This is a genomic window from Shewanella oneidensis MR-1, assembly GCF_000146165.2.
GTDB classification, from domain to species: Bacteria; Pseudomonadota; Gammaproteobacteria; order Enterobacterales; family Shewanellaceae; genus Shewanella; species Shewanella oneidensis.
Genome location: NC_004347.2, coordinates 2,362,449 through 2,380,188, shown reverse-complemented (window position 1 = coordinate 2,380,188; position 17,740 = coordinate 2,362,449). Strand labels below are relative to the sequence as shown.

Sequence of the window (17,740 nt, the reverse complement as noted above, 5' to 3'; positions counted from 1 at the left end):
TCTATTGTAATTGGTCGAATTAATGATGAGCCCACTGCACCTGATTCAGGTCAATGCCATCTTTGAACATCTCCCACAATGGGGACATTTCTCTTAATTTATCAATAGATTGAGTAATAACTTCGATAGCGTGGTCGATTTCTTCTTCGGTCGTAAAACGGCCGATAGAGAAACGAATTGAGCTATGGGCCATTTCATCATTTAGGCCAAGTGCACGTAACACATAGCTAGGCTCTAAACTGGCTGATGTACAAGCCGAACCCGATGAAACGGCTAAATCTTTTAATGCCATCATCAGCGACTCACCTTCAACATAGTTGAAGCTGACGTTAAGACTACCGCTCGTGCGCTGATTCATATCACCGTTCACATAGGTTTCTTCAATGTGCTTGATGCCATTCCATAACTTGTCACGCAGTTTTGCAATACGTACGTTATCTGTTGCCATTTCAGCTTTAGCAATCGCAGATGCCTCACCTAAACCGACGATTTGGTGAGTTGGCAGAGTACCGCTACGCATACCGCGTTCATGCCCACCGCCATGCATTTGCGCTTCTAAACGAATGCGAGGTTTACGGCGAACATACAGTGCACCAATCCCTTTGGGGCCATACATTTTGTGGCCAGAAATGGAGATCAGATCAACCTTAGTGGCTTGAACATCAATCGGTAATTTACCAGCGCTTTGCGCCGCATCCATATGAAAAATAATGCCTTTAGAGCGGCATAATTCACCAATGGCATCGATATCGTGGATCACACCAATTTCGTTATTCACATGCATGATACTGACGAGAATAGTATCGTCACGCATCGCCGCTTCTAAACGCGCCATCGGGATAATGCCGTTAGATTCTGGTTCTAAATAGGTGACTTCAAAACCTTCACGTTCAAGCTGACGACAAGTATCGAGCACAGCTTTATGTTCAGTCTTGCTGGTGATTATGTGCTTGCCTTTCTTTTTATAGAAATGTGCTACGCCTTTGATAGCGAGGTTGTTCGACTCAGTTGCACCTGAGGTAAACACGATTTCACGGTGATCAGCATTGATAAGATCTGCCACTTGATTGCGAGCAACATCTACCGCTTCTTCAGCTTGCCAGCCATAACGGTGAGAACGTGATGCTGGGTTACCAAAGATGCCATCCATCGTCATGTATTGGAACATTTTTTCCGCGACTCGCGGATCGACTGGCGTGGTGGCGGCATAATCTAAATAGATAGGAAGCTTCATAACACACTCCGTACTTAGCAGTCTCTGCCGAGGCTACATACAACGTACAAAAATAGTTTTTATCGTATAACAAAAAGCCTACAAGATGACTCTTTGTTCCTTTTGCATAGTGTCTTGCTTAAGTGAGATAAACTGCACATCTCGTTTCTGCATTAATCCAGCAAGACTGATACCATCTAAAAAATCTGAAATTTGTTTGCTTAAATCGCCCCAAAGCGAGTGCGTTAAGCAGCGAGTTCCACTCTGACAATTGCCTAATCCTTGACAACGAGTCGCATCGACAGACTCGTCAACTGCATGAACAACCATGCCAACAGAAATATCATTTGCTTCTAAGCCTAAGCGGTAACCACCACCAGGGCCTCTGACACTGGCCACGAGGCCATGTTTGCGTAACTTTGCGAAGAGTTGTTCCAGATAGGAAAGCGAAATCCCTTGTCTTTCAGAGATATCCGCTAAGGGAACCGGTCCCGAAGCCGAGTGGATAGCCACATCGAGCATTGCGGTTACTGCATAACGACCTTTAGATGTAAGTTTCATAACTACCATAGCTCCCGTACAGGTATGGAGCTATTTCAACATACCCGAGTAAATCAGTCAAGTATAAAACCTAGTAAATCACTCAAGTATTTACGTGTGCAGTCGACCAATACCCTTTAATCTTGGTGGGGTATTTAACCTTTTTCTGTCCAAAGATTCAATGCCAGAAGGGCAATTAATCAGCCAAATCGGCCAGATATCGGGATCTAACGCACTATCTTGAAATGAAAGCAGAGAACACATGTCCGAAGTGTTCAAAAGCTGTGCAACTGGAGATGTGTATCTAGATAAAAACGGGGTTGCAGAGTGGCTACGCTCTAGAATCAATCGCATCCACTCTGCTCTTTTCAGGACTAAATACTTGGGTCAAACTCGTCTAGCGCACTTTGGCGCTTATCAGCAGCCGCCTTTTCAACATCGTTAAAATCGCCGACATTCAGCTCAGGCAATCTTTCGGTGCATACATCGCCGCCTAAACGCTGGATGGCTTGACACAACTCCTGCACCTTTGAATCCATTAGATGCATATGATCCAGCATTTGACCGATCGCGTTCGCAACCGGATCTGGATTATCAGGTGATACTGCGTAAGCATCGAAACCATATTTTTTGGCCATGGCACTTCGACGCTCGGATTTTTCTTTCGATTGTGGTGATGGTGTGGCCACCACACGCCCAGGAATACCGACCACAGTCGTATCCTTAGGCACATCTTTTACTACAACAGAATTTGAACCTACACGAGCCCCATCATGCATGGTGATAGGGCCTAAGATTTTAGCGCCTGCACCAACAACGACGTTATTACCCAGTGTAGGATGTCGCTTACCAGCTTGCCATGTGGTTCCACCGAGTGTCACACCGTGATACAAAGTACAATCATCGCCAATCTCAGCCGTTTCACCGATTACCACGCCCATACCATGGTCAATAAAAAAACGATTACCGATGGTGGCACCAGGATGGATCTCAACGCCCGTCAGCCAGCGCGAAAACGTGGATAAACAGCGAGCCATTAAACGCCAATCACGCTTCCATAATTTATGGCTTATCCGATGCAACCAAATGGCATGCATTCCGGGATAGTTGACCAAGATCTCAAAGGCGCTGCGCGCCGCGGGATCACGGTGATATATAGATTCAATGTCTTCTTTTAGCCTAGCTATCACACCCATTACTCAATCCTTCGCGATTAACGTTATATGCCAAGTTATGCTTTGTCTATTTTTGTTTATTACCCACCACTTTATCAATCGAGGTCAAAATTCCCCGAAGAATATTCATCTCTTGGCTTTCGATACGTGCACGGCTAAACATTCGGCGAAGCTTCGTCATCACTTGACCTGGATGGTTTTTAATAATAAAGCCAGTCGATGATAAGGTGCTTTCCAGATGAACGAAGAAACGCTCGAGATCGGCAGATAGGGGATATTCTTCAACCGCTTGCGGTGCTTCCATTTGAGCCAAATGCGCTACCCGCGTCTCGTAACAAATGATTTGCACAGCCTGCGCCAAGTTTAATGAGCTGTATTCTGGGTTGGCAGGGATCGCAACATGATAAGTACACTGCTGCAATTCTTCATTGGTTAACCCATGATTTTCACGGCCAAACACAATAGCAACTGGCCCAGTTATCCCTTCTGTAACCAACTTTTGTCCCGCCTCGCGAGGTTCGAGCATGGGCCAGTCTAAAGTACGGCTACGAGCACTGGTCGCAATCACCAAGCTACAATCGGCAATCGCCTCTTGTAAGGAGTCCACTTTCACCAGATGCTTTAAAATGTCCGAAGCACCTGCTGCTAAGGCGATAGATTGGCCATCAACTTCACATCTTGGCTCCGCAAGATACAGGGTAGATAACCCCATCGTTTTCATCGCTCTGGCGGTTGAGCCAATATTGCCGGGGTGCGATGTCCCCACTAAAATCACCCGAATATTACTTAGCATGAAACGACTTAATTTAATTCATAAAACACAGGGAGCGAATACTATCACAGGCGTACGCGAATGCTTATATGAAAATCGGTATTTGATATAACATTCAAATCGAGTATAATGCCGCCCGCTATTTTTAACGTTCTTTAACATCCAGGGGATTGCAATGCATCCGATGCTGACGATTGCTGTTCGCGCTGCCCGCGCGGCCGGCCAAACTATTATGCGTGCCTACACTGAACTTGACCGAGTTGAAGTCAGTGCTAAAGGTATCAACGATTTTGTTACCAGTGTAGACAAGGAAGCAGAAGCCGCTATTACCTATCAAATTCGTAAATCTTACCCTGATCACACTATCGTGGGTGAAGAGAAAGGCGAAAACCGCGGTGAAAACAAAGACTATATTTGGATAGTCGATCCTCTGGATGGCACTAACAACTTTGTTAGAGGCATTCCCCACTTCGCGGTTTCTATCGCGCTCCAATACAAAGGCAAAACTGAAGTTGCCGTTGTATATGATCCAGTTCGTGAAGAATTATTTACCGCTATCCGTGGTAAAGGCGCCAAATTAAACGATTTCCGCATTCGCGTGACCAATGTAAATGAACTAGCACCAACCATTATCGGGACAGGTTTTCCATTTAAAGCCCGTCAACATACCGAAACCTATATGGCCATTTTCGGCGAAGTGTTTGGTCATTGTTCAGACTTACGTCGCACGGGTTCTGCAGCATTAGATTTAGCCTATGTGGCCGCAGGCCGTTTAGACGGTTTCTTTGAAATTGGCTTAAAGCCATGGGATATCGCTGCTGGCGATCTGTTATGTCGTGAAGCGGGTGGCACAGTCACTGACTTTACTGGCGGTCATAACTACTTGATCTCTGGCAATATCGTTGCGGGTTCTCCGAAAGTGACTACCGAATTAGTAAAAACCATGCGTCCTTTACTAAACGAAGGCTTAAAGCGTTAATCACCTTTAGCGCAAAACAAGACCAAAAAGGCCAGTGATATTATCACTGGCCTTTTGTTTTTGAGCTTTTAAGTGCAGAACGGTAGCGCCAGTTATCTGCCCGCCAATGCCTGCGCAGGGCCAATTCGGCTCGCCTTCCATGCGGGATAAAGCGTTGCAATCAGGCTCATCACAAACGCCGTGGCAATGACTAAACTGACATCCGCCATATGCAGTTCCGAGGGAAGAAAATCCACAAAATACACATCCGCAGATAACAATTGGATCCCAAGTAATTGCTCGATGTCACGAGCAATAGCACTGAGATTAATGGCTGTCGCAATACCAATCACCCCACCGAGCGCACACCCCACTAAACCGTTTAATGCCCCCTGCACCATAAAAATGCCCATTACCGATAAACGGCTCAGTCCCATGGTCATCAGGATCGCAATTTCACTGGCCTTATCGCGCACCGCCATCACGAGCGTTGAGACAATATTAAAACACGCCACACCGATCACCAGTACTAATACGAGGTACATTATAGTGCGAACTAATTGAATATCCTGATATAAGTGCCCTTGTGTACGGGTCCAATCGCTAATATACACCGACTGGTTCAACGCATAGCCTAACTCGCGAATTTTCGCTGGCGCCTCAAACACCTGCGTCACACTGATGCGAACGCCCGTCACGCCTTGGTGTAAATTCAGGATATTTGCCGCATAACGCATTGGAATATACGCGGTGGTTAATTCAAGCTCACCACCTAAGCGATAAACACCTGACACCACAAAGCGATGGCTTTTTGCCGCACGTAAACTTCCCGCATGTTCAGGGTCAAGATCTTGTACATACAGTGCCAACGTATCGCCAACCTCGAGGCCGAGTTTTTTCAGCAAACTCTCACCCAGGACGATGTGATTATCATCTTCACTCAAGCTTTGCCACGTCTCTGGACTCATAAATTGCGATAATGTCGAGACTTTTGCCTCTTGCTCAGGATCAATGCCAACGACAGCAAGCCCCTGAAAACCACCGGGCTTTTGCACTAAACCCTGCATACGAATAAAAGGCGCCGCAGCAGTAATGCCTTCAATCTGCAGCGCGGTTTGCTCAACAGCGCGCCAGTCAGCAATCGGCTCATTCACGCCCACCACATCCGCTTGGGAGATCACCCCGAGTAAACGTTGCTCTAGCTCGCGCTCAAAACCATTCATCGCCGAGAGCACGATAATTAATACGGCTACGCCTAGGGCGATACCCGCTGTCGATGCAAAGGAAATAAAGCTAATAAAACTATTGGATTGGCGCGCACGGTAAAAACGCCAACCAATAGAGAGGGCTAATGGTCCTTTCATTGGGCGCTTTCCGGTACTTGCAGATAACCATTTTTCATGGTGAGTTGTCTGTCCATCCGCGCGGCTAATTTAGGATCGTGGGTGACCACCACAAACGCCGTACCAAGTTGATTGGCCAATTCGCGAATGAGTTCATACACAGCCTCGCCGCTCTTAGCATCAAGGTTTCCCGTTGGCTCATCGGCCAGCACTAACTTGGGTTTGTTGATCAGCGCACGAGCGATTGCCACCCGTTGCCGTTCACCACCTGAAAGCTCAGCAGGAATATGGCTCATTCTGTGCCCAAGCCCTACTCTCTCGAGCAAAACCTTGGCATCGGCCTGCGCCAATGTGCGATCACGACCTTGGATAAATGCCGGCATAGCCACGTTTTCAAGGGCGGTGAACTCGGGCAATAAATGATGAAATTGATAAATAAAGCCTAAATCCTGATTACGGATCTGCGCCTGACGCGCACTGCTCACCTGATATAAATCCTCACCAGCCAACAACACTTTGCCCGATGAAGGTTTATCAAGCGTCCCCATAATGTGCAGTAACGTACTTTTACCGGAGCCTGAAGTGCCCACAATCGCCAGCTGCTCACCCTTAAATACCTGTAAATCGACGTCGGATAACACTTGCGTGGTTACATCGCCATCGTGATAACTCTTACTCACCGCCTGCACTTGCAGTAACACATCTTGCATTGAGATTCTCGCTATTGATTCTATATGACATGGGCAAAGTGCCACGCCTAAACTCCACTTTTACGGTGGAGTAATTATTTTAATCATTGAAAACACAGTTATTCATAACGCAGCGCAGTCGCTGGCTGCACCCTTGCCGCCCGTAGCGCAGGATAAAGGGTCGCCACTAAGGTCACAACTAAGGTGCCGACAATAATCAGCGACAATTGCCCAAGCGCCAGTTTTACCGGCAACATTTGCCCTGCCCCTAAAATCGAGATGCCAAGAGTTGCCATAAGGCCATTCAAATTAAGGGTGATAAGAATGCCCACCACTAAGCCCAGCGCTAAACCTAACACTGCATTGAGTAAACCTTGCACTACAAAAATGCCCATGACTGCGGAGGTTCTTAAACCTTGGGTTTTAAGCACTGCTACATCCGTGGTTTTATCGACAACCATCATCACCAGTGCCGATACAATATTGAATGCCGCTACCGCCACAATCAGGCTGAGCATCAGCGACATCATGTTTTTTTCCATCTTCACTGCGCTAAACAGATGACCATAAGTGTCACGCCAATCACTCGTGGTCGCCTCGATGCCCTGCGCGGTCAAGATTTGTTGCACATCCTTGGCAAGCGCTGGCGCTGTAAAAGGATCGTTTAAATAAAGCCTTAGCTGGTTGATTTCATCACTAGGCTGGCGCATCAACCGCTTTGCATCTTGATAGTGAACATAAGCGACACCCGCATCCACCTGTGAGCCCATTTCAAACACGGCAGACACTAAAAATTTACGTTGGCTGGGTACAGGGCCAAGCGGCGAGTACACCACGCCATCGCCACTTAATAAGCGTACCGTATCCCCAGGGCTGACCTTTAATTGACGCGCCAGTTCGCTGCCTAGGATGACCTGATACTGGCCACTGGTTAACTCGCTAAACGCGCCGGAATAGGTATGTTGCGCCACAGCAGAAAGTTTTTCTGCAAGCTCAGGAAACACGCCAAATACTTGTACCGCACGGATATTGGCCGCTGACTGCACCATGGCTTGCGTGGACACACTAGGTGTCACCCCTTGCACGCCGGGCAGCATGGTTAGCTTTTCTGCCGCAATTGTCCAATCGCTTAAGGGAGCTTTAGTGTAAACAGTCAATTGCGGCACAGCGCCAAGAATGCGCTGCTTTAACTGCCCTTCAAGGCCATTCATCACCGAACTGACCACGATTAACGCGGCAACCCCTAAAAAAATGCCCGAAACGGCAAATAAGGTAATAAAAGAAGCAAATGCGTTTGCTTTTCTGGCCCGCCAATAACGGTAACCAACGTAGAGAGGAAATCGAAGATCCATTGAAAGAGGGCTGCGTCCTGTGTGCTGAACTTGCTAAATCATAAAGATGGGCACGATAATAGGGGTTTAGGTCCTATAAATAAAGAGGCAAGCCTTGTTCCCTGACACCAATCCGTATTTTAGTGTGCCTCATCCCTTTACCGCTTACTTAAGCCTCTGGGACGAAAATCAACCTTTACCCAGTGAAATGGCTTTAAGATCAATGCAATCCTTAGGGATCCAGCTATTAAGCGAAGTAAAAGCCCTCGAAGCGAGCTGTTTATTACAACTGCGGCATTTAGATAACGAAGCTAAGGTCGTGGTGGACTTTCTCAAGCTGCAATCGCGCAAGGTGGATTTAGTCCTGCAGCATGTGCTCGAAAAAGAAGTCCAAGAAGGCGATAAATATCAGGGGTGTCAATTTGGTGGCAGCGGTATTCGCTTGCTAAGCACCGCAGCGTTACCTTTAGGACGCCATGTTAAAGTCACCTTATTTATTCATGACGAACTGGTCGCCATTTTATGTTTTGCCAAGGTCACCGCTTGTATGCTTTCACAGGAAGTCCAATCCGATGCGCAGCAAGTTCGGCTAGACAATGCTTCTTTGCAATATTTAGTCGACCTCGAATTTAGCCAAATTCTGGATGCGGATGTGGAGCAACTCGTCAAAGCGAGCCTCAACGTACAACAAAAACAACTTAAACAGCGTAAACTTGCCAGGGACGAGCGCCAATAAAGGCGAGAGTTTTCACTGGCACCCTTGCGCCCAAGTCACTACAATAAACGCAACTTATTGTGAATGAATCAGTTTATCCCACGCCAATGACACATATTTCAGCCCTAACACCGCCCGTTGTAAAAAATGGCACTCAAATGCAAACTCTGTCATGTATCGCCGGAGTGGGTCAAGCTGTCACCCTTGCCAGTCTTATTCGTCAACACCAAGGCACCACGCTGATTGTCACCAGTGACACGCCAACGGCATTGAGTCTCGAGTTAGAGCTCAATTATTTATTGGCAAAAACCGCCATTAAGGTGCGGCTGTTCCCTGATCGTGAAACCCTGCCCTACGACAGTTTTTCACCCCATCAGGATTTGATTTCCCAGCGTTTGGAAACTCTGTCACAAATCACCCATGCCGAGCACAGCGTGGTTATCGTGCCAGTGACAACGCTGATGATGCGCTTGCCGCCTAAATCCTATTTAAGTTCCAATGTATTTGTGCTTAAAAAGGGCGATAAATATCAACTCCATGATGTGCGCCAGCAATTAACCGACACGGGTTATCACTTAGTTGAGCAGGTTTACGAGCACGGTGAGTTTGCCATTAGGGGCTCGATCCTCGATATCTTCCCCACTGGCGTGAATATGCCGCTGCGTATCGAGCTTTTCGATGATGAAGTCGAAACCATTCGCCATTTCGACCCAGAGACCCAGCGATCCTCTACACCCGTCAATGCTGTGCGGTTATTACCGGCGAAGGAATTCCCAACCGATAGCAGTGCCATCGAAGGCTTTAGACAACGCTATCGCCGCCGTTTTGAGGTGATCGTTAAAGAACCAGAATCGGTTTATCAATTGGTGAGCCGCAATCTCATGCCCGCGGGCATTGAAAACTATCTGCCACTGTTTTTTGATGAGGTTTCGACACTGTTCGATTACCTGCCCAAAAACACTCAGTTAGTCACCTTGGGCGATATCGAAAAATCTGCTCGCGCCCATTTACAAGAAGTGGAAATACGCTACGAAGACAGACGGGTCGATCCGCTAAGGCCACTGCTTGCGCCAAAAGAGCTGTATTTACTGATAGAAGAATTATTTGCCGCTTTTAAACCGCTGCCTCGCTATCAATTTGTGGCCCCAAATCCTGACACCAATGGTGTAGCGGCGCAAATTGATGCCAGAGCCTTGCCCGAGGTAAGCGCCAATCACAAATTAAAGCAGCCGTTAATCGCACTGCAGGATTATGCTGAGCAGGCGCCAAGGATGCTGTTTAGCGCAGAATCTGAAGGCCGCCGTGAAGCGCTGCTCGAACTTCTTGGTAAAATCCAGTTAAAGCCTAGCGTATTTAGTCATTTTGACGAATTTATTCAAAGTGATGCCAGACTTGGCTTAATCGTTTCGCCCCTCTCCCGAGGATGTTTGCTAGGGCTAGGGGCGCAAACCGCCGTGAGCATCATCTGCGAAACCGAACTCTTTGGTCAGCGGATTTCACAGCAGCGCCGCCGTGAAAAACAGCGCCAGATCAGTAACGATACCCTGATTAAAAACTTAGCCGAGCTGAAAGTCGGCCAGCCCATCGTCCACTTAGAGCACGGTGTTGCCCTTTACCAAGGTTTAGTCACCTTAGATACTGGCGGCATTGTCGCTGAATATTTGCAACTTGAGTACTCGGGGGGCGATAAGCTCTATGTCCCAGTTTCCAATTTACATTTGATCAGTCGCTATAGTGTTGGCGCAGATGGGGAGACGCATCTTAATAAACTGGGTAACGACACTTGGGCCAAGGCAAAAAATAAAGCTATTGAAAAAATCCGCGATGTGGCCGCAGAGCTTCTCGATGTCTATGCTCGTCGCCAAGCACGTCCGGGTGAGAGCTGCGAAATCAATGACGAAGAATACGCCCAATTCGCTCAAGGTTTCCCCTTTGAAGAAACCGTCGATCAAGAAAGTGCGATTCATGCGGTGTTAGCGGACATGCAATCGCCAACCGCAATGGACAGATTAGTTTGCGGTGATGTGGGCTTTGGTAAAACCGAGGTCGCAATGCGCGCCGCCTTTGTGGCCGTGAATGACGGTAAACAAGTGGTTGTGCTTGTACCCACAACACTCCTTGCCCAGCAACACTACGAAAACTTTAAGGACAGATTTGCCGACTGGCCTGTCGTGATTGAAGTGATGTCACGTTTTAGAACCGCGAAGGAGCAAACCCAAGTACTCAAACAGCTCGAAGAAGGCAAAGTCGATATCGTGATTGGCACCCATAAATTACTACAATCTGAGGCAAAATTCGAGAATTTAGGCCTACTTATCATCGATGAAGAACACCGATTCGGCGTCAGACAAAAAGAGAAAATCAAGGCGCTGCGGGCCAATGTGGATATTTTAACCCTCACAGCTACCCCTATCCCCCGTACCCTCAACATGGCGATGTCAGGGATGCGCGACTTATCAATTATTGCCACGCCCCCCGCTAAGCGTTTGGCGGTGAAGACCTTTGTGCGCGAATCCGATCCCGCAACAGTACGTGAGGCCATTCTGCGTGAGATCCTCCGTGGCGGCCAGGTCTATTACCTGCACAATAATGTCGAAACCATTGAAAAATGTGCCCAAGACATCAGCACACTGCTACCTGAAGCGCGAGTCGTGGTGGCCCATGGCCAAATGCGTGAGCGGGATCTTGAGCGAGTCATGTCGGATTTTTATCATCAAAGATTCAACGTGTTAGTCTGTACCACTATTATTGAAACCGGTATCGACGTCCCGAGTGCCAACACCATTATTATCGAACGCGCCGACACCTTTGGCTTAGCCCAATTACATCAATTGCGTGGCCGCGTGGGACGTTCGCACCATCAAGCATACGCGTACTTAATGACGCCACATCCTAAGCGCATGACTACCGATGCTCGTAAGCGTCTAGAAGCCATTGATGCTCTTGAAGATTTAGGTGCAGGCTTTATGCTTGCCACCCAAGATTTAGAGATCCGCGGTGCGGGCGAACTCTTAGGCGATGAGCAAAGCGGCCATATCTCTAAAATTGGCTTTAGCCTCTATATGGAAATGCTGGAATCGGCGGTCAAAGCGCTTAAGCAAGGTAAAGAGCCTTCGCTGGCACAAATGCTCAATCAACAATGTGAGATGGAACTCAGAATTCCGGCGCTGTTGCCGGAAGACTATGTCGGTGATGTGAATATTCGCCTGTCACTCTACAAACGTATCGCCAGTTGTGACAGCGAGGAAGCCTTAGATGAACTAAAAGTTGAGCTTATCGACCGCTTTGGTTTACTGCCCGATGCTACTAAAAACTTGATGGAAATGACCCTGTATAAACATCAGGCAACTCGGCTGGGGGCGACTAAAATTGAGGTACACGCTAAGGGCGGCAGCATCGAATTTAGTCAAGATCATAGTATCGACCCTGGCTTTATCATCGGATTACTACAAAGTCAGCCACAAATCTATCGAATGGACGGGCCGAATAAGTTAAAGTTCATTCTCAGCGCCGAAACGGCAAAAGATAGGCTCGCTTTAGTCAAACTCTTGCTCGAACAACTATCTCAACATCAATCGCAACATCGTCTTGGAGATAAATAGTGTTACGTCAACTCGCGGTCTCTATCGCTACACTTATTGCACTTTCACACAGTTCACTTGCCCGTGCTGAGGCGTGGTTCGAAGTTGAAGTTTACATTTTCGAACGCCAAAGCCAGTCGACTGAGCAATGGCCAATGGCCCCTATCGAGACGAAAACCAATAGTGCAATCGACCTCATCTCACCGGTTGTGGGTCAGGCAGTGGTATCCATGAGTAATGAGTCTACACCTTGCACGCTTGTTTATGATGCCGATGCCAATAGCCATTGTGCAGAAAGCACGAATACCGATGCTAATACTAGTAATAGTGGCACCTTAACGATCTCAGGCCCGAGTACAAATACCCTCACCCAGTACCGTTACCCAAGCATGATCCCATCGGAAATCGGCAGTAGCAGCCAAACCTACGCCAAACTTGGCAGTGGCCCTGTGTTACTGGCAAGCAGTCAAGGCCAGTTTGCCAACATCGTTAATAGTTTATCGAGAGAGCGTGGTAATCGCAGTCTGCTGCATATGACATGGCAACAACCTATGCAGGGTAAGAGTGGCTCAATGCCTATCCGTCTGTTTGCGGGTAAGGATTTCTCAGCCAATTATCACTTTGATGGTCGCCAAATTGTCCAACAAGCGTTAAACACTTCGATGCAAAATACTCAAGGCTCCCAAGGTACGAGCTTAGAAAATTCGGCACCATTACTGCCCTCACCCGTTTGGCAACTCGACGGCACGCTAAATATTTATCTAAGCCACTATTTGTATATCGAAACGGCCTTAAATTTACGTAAAGAAGGTCGTAAGTTGATGCCAGTGCCAACCGATGACAGCAACATAAATACCAATGCCGCAGTGACCACACCGGTCAAAGTGATGACGCCTTACCTGATGTCGATTCCGCTGGAGCAAAATCGTCGGGTGAAAAGTGATGAGATTCATTATCTCGATCACCCCGAAATGGGCATGGTGATCCAGATCCGTAAGATGGCGCAGCCTAATGCCTAAATAGGCAAATCCGATTAAGTTCCATATAAAAAGCGGTAATGTCAGTGCATTACCGCTTTTTTGTCCCTTCAACCGCCACACGAGTATTGACACTCATCACAATTGAGTCTAAACAGCAAATCAGCGCACTATTGAAAAATCCAGATAAATATCATCACCTTGGTATTCTTCCACGTCCACCCTAAGTCCAACGGTGCACGGCACGCCCGCCTGGCACCACGCGATAAGATTATCCACTGCGACATGACTGCCTTGAGCAAGCACCTCGACGCTACCATCAACACAGTTGGTCACATAACCTGTCACGCCCAAGACTCTAGCCTTTGCTAAGGTCGTCCGCCGACAGCCCACACCCTGCACTTTCCCAGTCAATTTAATTAATACCCGTTTCATCTAAGACTCCTGAGCAAGGTTAGTTGGGCAAGAGCATGCAAAACTAAGCATAGCTGAGATCTCAGCTCAGATAAGTTTGATCATGAGTTAAGTGATGGATTTACAGAGTGAAATTTAAGAAAAACACACATAAAAAAACAGCTAACGAGACCGCTGTTAGCTGTGTCGGGCGACATACGCAAAAGGTTGTCCATAATTGGACGAATTGGCATAAAAGTTTGTAGCATTTTGTAACAAACCATTAAGATGGGCTACTTTACACAATTAATTATTAATTTCAACAAAATGATAGATAAATCCACTCTTATAGTATTTATTTAATGCTTTTTGCTGAAATAACCAACTAAACCAATGATATATACCGTCAACCATTCCAAATAAAGAATATCGATATAAACTATTACATCAAGTTTATAGTAGAAAAAACCAGCTCATACAAATAACAGAGTGAAATACACATATAAGTAGATATAGAACGCAGAGAATGGCAAAGGAGTGAAAGCCTATCGCCCTAGTAACAAAAAGCGATAAGCATCATGATGACAAGTCTAAACAGATGAGGATTGGCCGCGTTAGCCCAGCTTAAAGGCTTTAATTTTGGGCAAGTGAGCTGCCAACTGGGGGAATTTATGGGGCTGAGTCTCATCCCATTCGATTGCGTAATAACGGCTGAGTTCATCAGCACTTAGCTGACTTTCAAGCACTTCGTCAAAACGAGACAGAATACACATGGCTTTATGGGTATTCTTCATCCTAAACTCAGAGACGCACTTATTGGCAATATCAGCATATTCTTCAGGTCGATCAATTTTCCCCTGCATGGTGTTCTCAGGATGTAAATTGGGATTGATCAACACTGACTTAAGTCCATTCAAAAAGCCAATTCGCTCGGCCCAATAAGCGCCTAAACCCACGCCAACCATCAATGGTGCAGGATCGTCGCTATGCTGCATTTGCTTAGCAACTTCCTTCAACAAGTACTGCATATCGTGCTTAGGATGCAAGGTACTGTAACTAATCAGACGAACGTCTGGGTCAATAAACTGCAACTGACGCATTTTTTCGTGATTACCAGGGCTAGTAGCATCGAATCCATGAAGATAAAAAATCATATTGAGACCTTTAAGCAAGCGGCCAAACACGGCGCGTTAGACTAACCCTAGCAAAAATAGATGTAAGAACCTTGCGCTACATCAAACTTTTGCCTGTTGTGCGAGCTGTATTTGCTCCGCTAGCTGCTTAGCATTTTCCCAACGGGCACTATTTTCTAACGCTAAAGCGGTTTGCGCCATATTCGGTTTAAGCAAGCTCGCCGGATGTTGTGGGGCAGCCTCAGGCCAAACAAAACCATTTAGCAACGTCATCACGCCAGGATTATCATTACAAACCAATATCATATCGCACCCTGCATCCAATGCTGCTTTGGCACGTCCCACATAATCACCCGCAAAGGAGGCGCCCTTCATACCGAGATCATCGGAGAAGATTACCCCGTTAAAACCAAGCTCTTTGCGTAAAATCTGCTTTAACCAGTAAGACGAAAAGCCAGCAGGATTCGGGTCAACTTTGGGGTAAATCACATGTGCTGGCATAATGCCAGACAATTTTCCATTAAAAATCAACTCTTTAAATGGCAAAATATCCTGATTAAAAATCACCTCACCCTCACGCTCATCAATAGGTTGAGCAATATGCGAGTCCGCGGCCACACTGCCATGACCGGGGAAATGTTTGCCCACGGCGCCCATTCCGGCCTGTGCCATACCTTCAATAAAACTCCGTGCTAAGGCGATGACTTCATCTGGGTTTGCGCTAAAACTACGTTTACCAATCACTTGGCTAATACCGTTAAGGTCGAGCACAGGCGCAAAACTTAAATCGATATCGCAGGCGAGTAGCTCGATAGCCATTAAAAAGCCCAACTCACAGGCCCATCGCTTCGCGAGAGCCATATCCCCCTTCGCCGCAGGCAGAATATCTCCCATGGCAGGAATTAAAGTAAATCCTTCACGGAAGCGCTGCACCCGCCCGCCCTCGTGGTCAACCGCGATTAATATCTCGGGGCGAATTTGGCGGATCTGCTGCACCAAGGCAATTAATTGTTCACGACTGGTAAAGTTGCGGGAAAACAGGATCAAACCGCCCACCTGAGGATGGCGCAACATTTCAGCTTCAGCCTCACTGACATCTAATGACAGCAGATCCAACATTAAATAACTCATAATTCTCCCTAAGAATTCTTATTCATACTCAAATATTAATCATGACGAAACTGACTACGGAGTTCACAAAAATCCCCAAAAAGCGAGCCATTCGCCATCAAACTTTGCCTAAAACCAATTATATTGCCGATAAAATCGACATTAATGATAAGCTAATTAAGCTGAGCTTATCCGAAGTCTTTTTAATCAAAAAAACTAATGTGAATCTTGATACTAATCTGTGGGATACTGGTCTTAAGCGTATCACACAAGCACATTTTACGTGGATAATGCCTGCAGTTTGCCAGAGTTTACGCCATAAAAACCAGCGTATTGACGCTGTAACTGCAAAGTTCATCCGCACAGATACTAAAATAAAAATCGAGACACAACAGGACTTCAATCATGATTAGCGTATTCGATATGTTCAAAATCGGTATTGGCCCTTCGAGTTCACATACTGTTGGCCCCATGAAAGCGGGCAAAATTTTTATGCAACACCTTGCTGATTCAGGGCAGATTGGCCAAATTGATGAATTAAGGGCAGAACTGTTTGGTTCACTGGGCCAAACGGGTAAAGGCCACGGCACGGGTAAAGCAGTTATTTTAGGATTAATGGGTGAAGATCCTGAAACCGTCGATACAGATAGCATCGATGGCATTCTGGAACACGTCTCAAAATCGGAGACCCTGACGATAAGCTGCGGCAAAGTCGTTAAGTTTACCCGTGAAGACGGCATCACCTACCACAGACGTAAAAGTCTCCCTGCCCATGCCAATGCCATGACGCTGTATGCCTATAGCAAGGGCGAATGTATTTTTGAGCGCACCTACTACTCCGTTGGTGGTGGCTTTATCTTAGATGAAGATGAAATCAATCAGCGCAATGCCTCGCCTGCATCGCAAATAGAATCGGCGCCCTACGATTTTAATAGCAGCGCGCAGTTACTCGAACTCTGTACTGAACATGGTCTGAGTATTTCTTCCTTAATGATGGCGAACGAATTAAGCCTTGCCAGTGAAGAAGAAGTCAAAGCCAAGCTGTGGAATATTTGGCAAACCATGAAGACCTGTATCGAACGTGGTTACCAAAAAGAAGGCATTTTGCCAGGCGGCCTAAAACTGCGTCGCCGAGCTCCGGCCCTGTATCGTCGTCTTAAAGCGGAAGGTCGCAACAATGTTGATCCATTAACCGCAATGGATTGGGTCGACTTATTCGCCTTATCGGTTAATGAGCAAAATGCGGCCGGCGATCGCGTCGTCACCGCCCCGACTAACGGTGCGGCGGGCATTATTCCTGCGGTGCTTTGTTACTACGATACCTTCGTACAAGAAGTCGATATCGATGTATGCGCCCGTTACCTATTAACCGCCGCAGCGATTGGTATTCTGTACAAGAAAAATGCCTCGATCTCCGGTGCAGAAGTGGGCTGTCAAGGTGAAGTCGGCGTTGCCTGCTCTATGGCAGCAGGTGCCTTAACCGAGATTATGGGCGGCACAGTTGAGCATGTTGAAAACGCGGCCGAAATCGGGATGGAGCACAACCTAGGTTTAACCTGCGATCCCGTTGGCGGCTTGGTACAAGTCCCTTGTATTGAACGTAATGCCATGGGCGCCATCAAGGCGATTAACGCATCACGTATGGCGCTACGCGGCGACGGTAACCACAAGGTGTCACTGGATAAAGTGATCAAAACCATGATGGACACCGGTAAAGATATGCGTAGTAAATACAAAGAAACCGCTAAGGGTGGCCTCGCGGTAAATATTGTAGAGTGTTAACCCGCTAAAGCCGTTAATTCTAAAAAAA

Annotated in this window: 16 protein-coding genes; 6 read left to right on the top strand and 10 right to left on the bottom strand. The window is 47.0% G+C overall.

Going from position 1 to position 17,740, the window contains the following annotated elements; genetic code table 11:
* Positions 1-19: 19 nt before the first annotated feature.
* The 4 genes from SO_RS10390 to trmJ all read right to left on the bottom strand — a co-directional run bounded on the left by SO_RS10390 (position 20) and on the right by trmJ (position 3,721).
* Positions 20-1,234, bottom strand: a complete 1,215-nt coding sequence (locus SO_RS10390) for an IscS subfamily cysteine desulfurase (RefSeq protein ID WP_011072276.1) — start codon at positions 1,232-1,234, stop codon at positions 20-22.
* A gap of 78 nt (positions 1,235-1,312) precedes the next feature.
* On the bottom strand, positions 1,313-1,774 hold the full coding sequence (gene iscR / locus SO_RS10385; protein ID WP_011072275.1) for a Fe-S cluster assembly transcriptional regulator IscR: 462 nt from the start codon (positions 1,772-1,774) through the stop codon (positions 1,313-1,315).
* A 353-nt stretch (positions 1,775-2,127) separates the two neighbouring features.
* A complete protein-coding gene (gene cysE / locus SO_RS10380; RefSeq protein ID WP_011072274.1) occupies positions 2,128-2,949 on the bottom strand; it encodes a serine O-acetyltransferase in 822 nt (273 codons plus the stop codon).
* A 46-nt stretch (positions 2,950-2,995) separates the two neighbouring features.
* Positions 2,996-3,721 carry a tRNA (cytosine(32)/uridine(32)-2'-O)-methyltransferase TrmJ gene (gene trmJ, locus SO_RS10375; RefSeq protein WP_011072273.1) on the bottom strand — a complete coding sequence of 242 codons (726 nt, stop codon included), beginning with the start codon at positions 3,719-3,721 and terminating at the stop codon, positions 2,996-2,998.
* Between the two features lie 154 nt (positions 3,722-3,875).
* Between trmJ and suhB the strand changes: the two genes are divergently transcribed.
* Positions 3,876-4,679 (top strand): inositol-1-monophosphatase, encoded by an 804-nt coding sequence (suhB, locus tag SO_RS10370; RefSeq protein ID WP_011072272.1) that lies wholly within the window; start codon positions 3,876-3,878, stop codon positions 4,677-4,679.
* Between the two features lie 92 nt (positions 4,680-4,771).
* Here suhB and lolE read toward each other — a convergent pair whose 3' ends face one another.
* The 3 genes from lolE to SO_RS10355 all read right to left on the bottom strand — a co-directional run bounded on the left by lolE (position 4,772) and on the right by SO_RS10355 (position 8,042).
* On the bottom strand, positions 4,772-6,022 hold the full coding sequence (lolE, locus tag SO_RS10365; protein WP_011072271.1) for a lipoprotein-releasing ABC transporter permease subunit LolE: 1,251 nt from the start codon (positions 6,020-6,022) through the stop codon (positions 4,772-4,774).
* Positions 6,019-6,711 (bottom strand): lipoprotein-releasing ABC transporter ATP-binding protein LolD, encoded by a 693-nt coding sequence (gene lolD / locus SO_RS10360; RefSeq protein ID WP_164925702.1) that lies wholly within the window; start codon positions 6,709-6,711, stop codon positions 6,019-6,021. The genes lolE and lolD overlap by 4 nt, the downstream gene beginning before the upstream one ends.
* 98 nt (positions 6,712-6,809) lie before the next feature.
* Positions 6,810-8,042 (bottom strand): lipoprotein-releasing ABC transporter permease subunit, encoded by a 1,233-nt coding sequence (locus SO_RS10355; RefSeq protein ID WP_011072269.1) that lies wholly within the window; start codon positions 8,040-8,042, stop codon positions 6,810-6,812.
* A gap of 94 nt (positions 8,043-8,136) precedes the next feature.
* On the opposite strand from SO_RS10355, the gene SO_RS10350 reads away from it, so the two are divergent.
* The 3 genes from SO_RS10350 (at position 8,137) to SO_RS10340 (ending at position 13,336) form a co-directional block, all read left to right on the top strand.
* Positions 8,137-8,757 carry a hypothetical protein gene (locus SO_RS10350; protein WP_011072268.1) on the top strand — a complete coding sequence of 207 codons (621 nt, stop codon included), beginning with the start codon at positions 8,137-8,139 and terminating at the stop codon, positions 8,755-8,757.
* A gap of 86 nt (positions 8,758-8,843) precedes the next feature.
* The gene (gene mfd / locus SO_RS10345) at positions 8,844-12,338 is read left to right on the top strand and encodes a transcription-repair coupling factor (protein ID WP_011072267.1); all 3,495 of its coding nucleotides are present in this window, start codon (positions 8,844-8,846) and stop codon (positions 12,336-12,338) included.
* Positions 12,338-13,336, top strand: coding sequence for a peptidoglycan binding protein CsiV (locus SO_RS10340; protein WP_011072266.1), 999 nt, complete (start codon positions 12,338-12,340; stop codon positions 13,334-13,336). The genes mfd and SO_RS10340 overlap by 1 nt, the downstream gene beginning before the upstream one ends.
* Before the next feature lie 120 nt (positions 13,337-13,456).
* Here SO_RS10340 and SO_RS10335 read toward each other — a convergent pair whose 3' ends face one another.
* From SO_RS10335 to nagZ, 3 genes are all read right to left on the bottom strand, one after another.
* Entirely contained in the window at positions 13,457-13,729 is a 273-nt protein-coding gene (locus tag SO_RS10335) for an acylphosphatase (RefSeq protein WP_011072265.1), read from the bottom strand.
* 572 nt (positions 13,730-14,301) lie between these two features.
* Positions 14,302-14,841, bottom strand: a complete 540-nt coding sequence (gene ycfP, locus SO_RS10330; protein WP_011072264.1) for an alpha/beta hydrolase YcfP — start codon at positions 14,839-14,841, stop codon at positions 14,302-14,304.
* Positions 14,842-14,922: 81 nt separating this feature from the next.
* Positions 14,923-15,951: a beta-N-acetylhexosaminidase gene (gene nagZ, locus SO_RS10325; RefSeq protein WP_011072263.1), complete on the bottom strand. Its 1,029-nt coding sequence runs from the start codon at positions 15,949-15,951 to the stop codon at positions 14,923-14,925.
* Between the two features lie 41 nt (positions 15,952-15,992).
* Here nagZ and SO_RS10320 point away from each other — a divergent pair, with 41 nt between their 5' ends.
* Positions 15,993-16,343 carry a hypothetical protein gene (locus SO_RS10320; RefSeq protein ID WP_164925701.1) on the top strand — a complete coding sequence of 117 codons (351 nt, stop codon included), beginning with the start codon at positions 15,993-15,995 and terminating at the stop codon, positions 16,341-16,343.
* On the top strand, positions 16,336-17,712 hold the full coding sequence (locus SO_RS10315) for an L-serine ammonia-lyase (protein ID WP_011072262.1): 1,377 nt from the start codon (positions 16,336-16,338) through the stop codon (positions 17,710-17,712). The genes SO_RS10320 and SO_RS10315 overlap by 8 nt, the downstream gene beginning before the upstream one ends.
* The last annotated feature ends 28 nt before the right edge of the window (positions 17,713-17,740 follow it).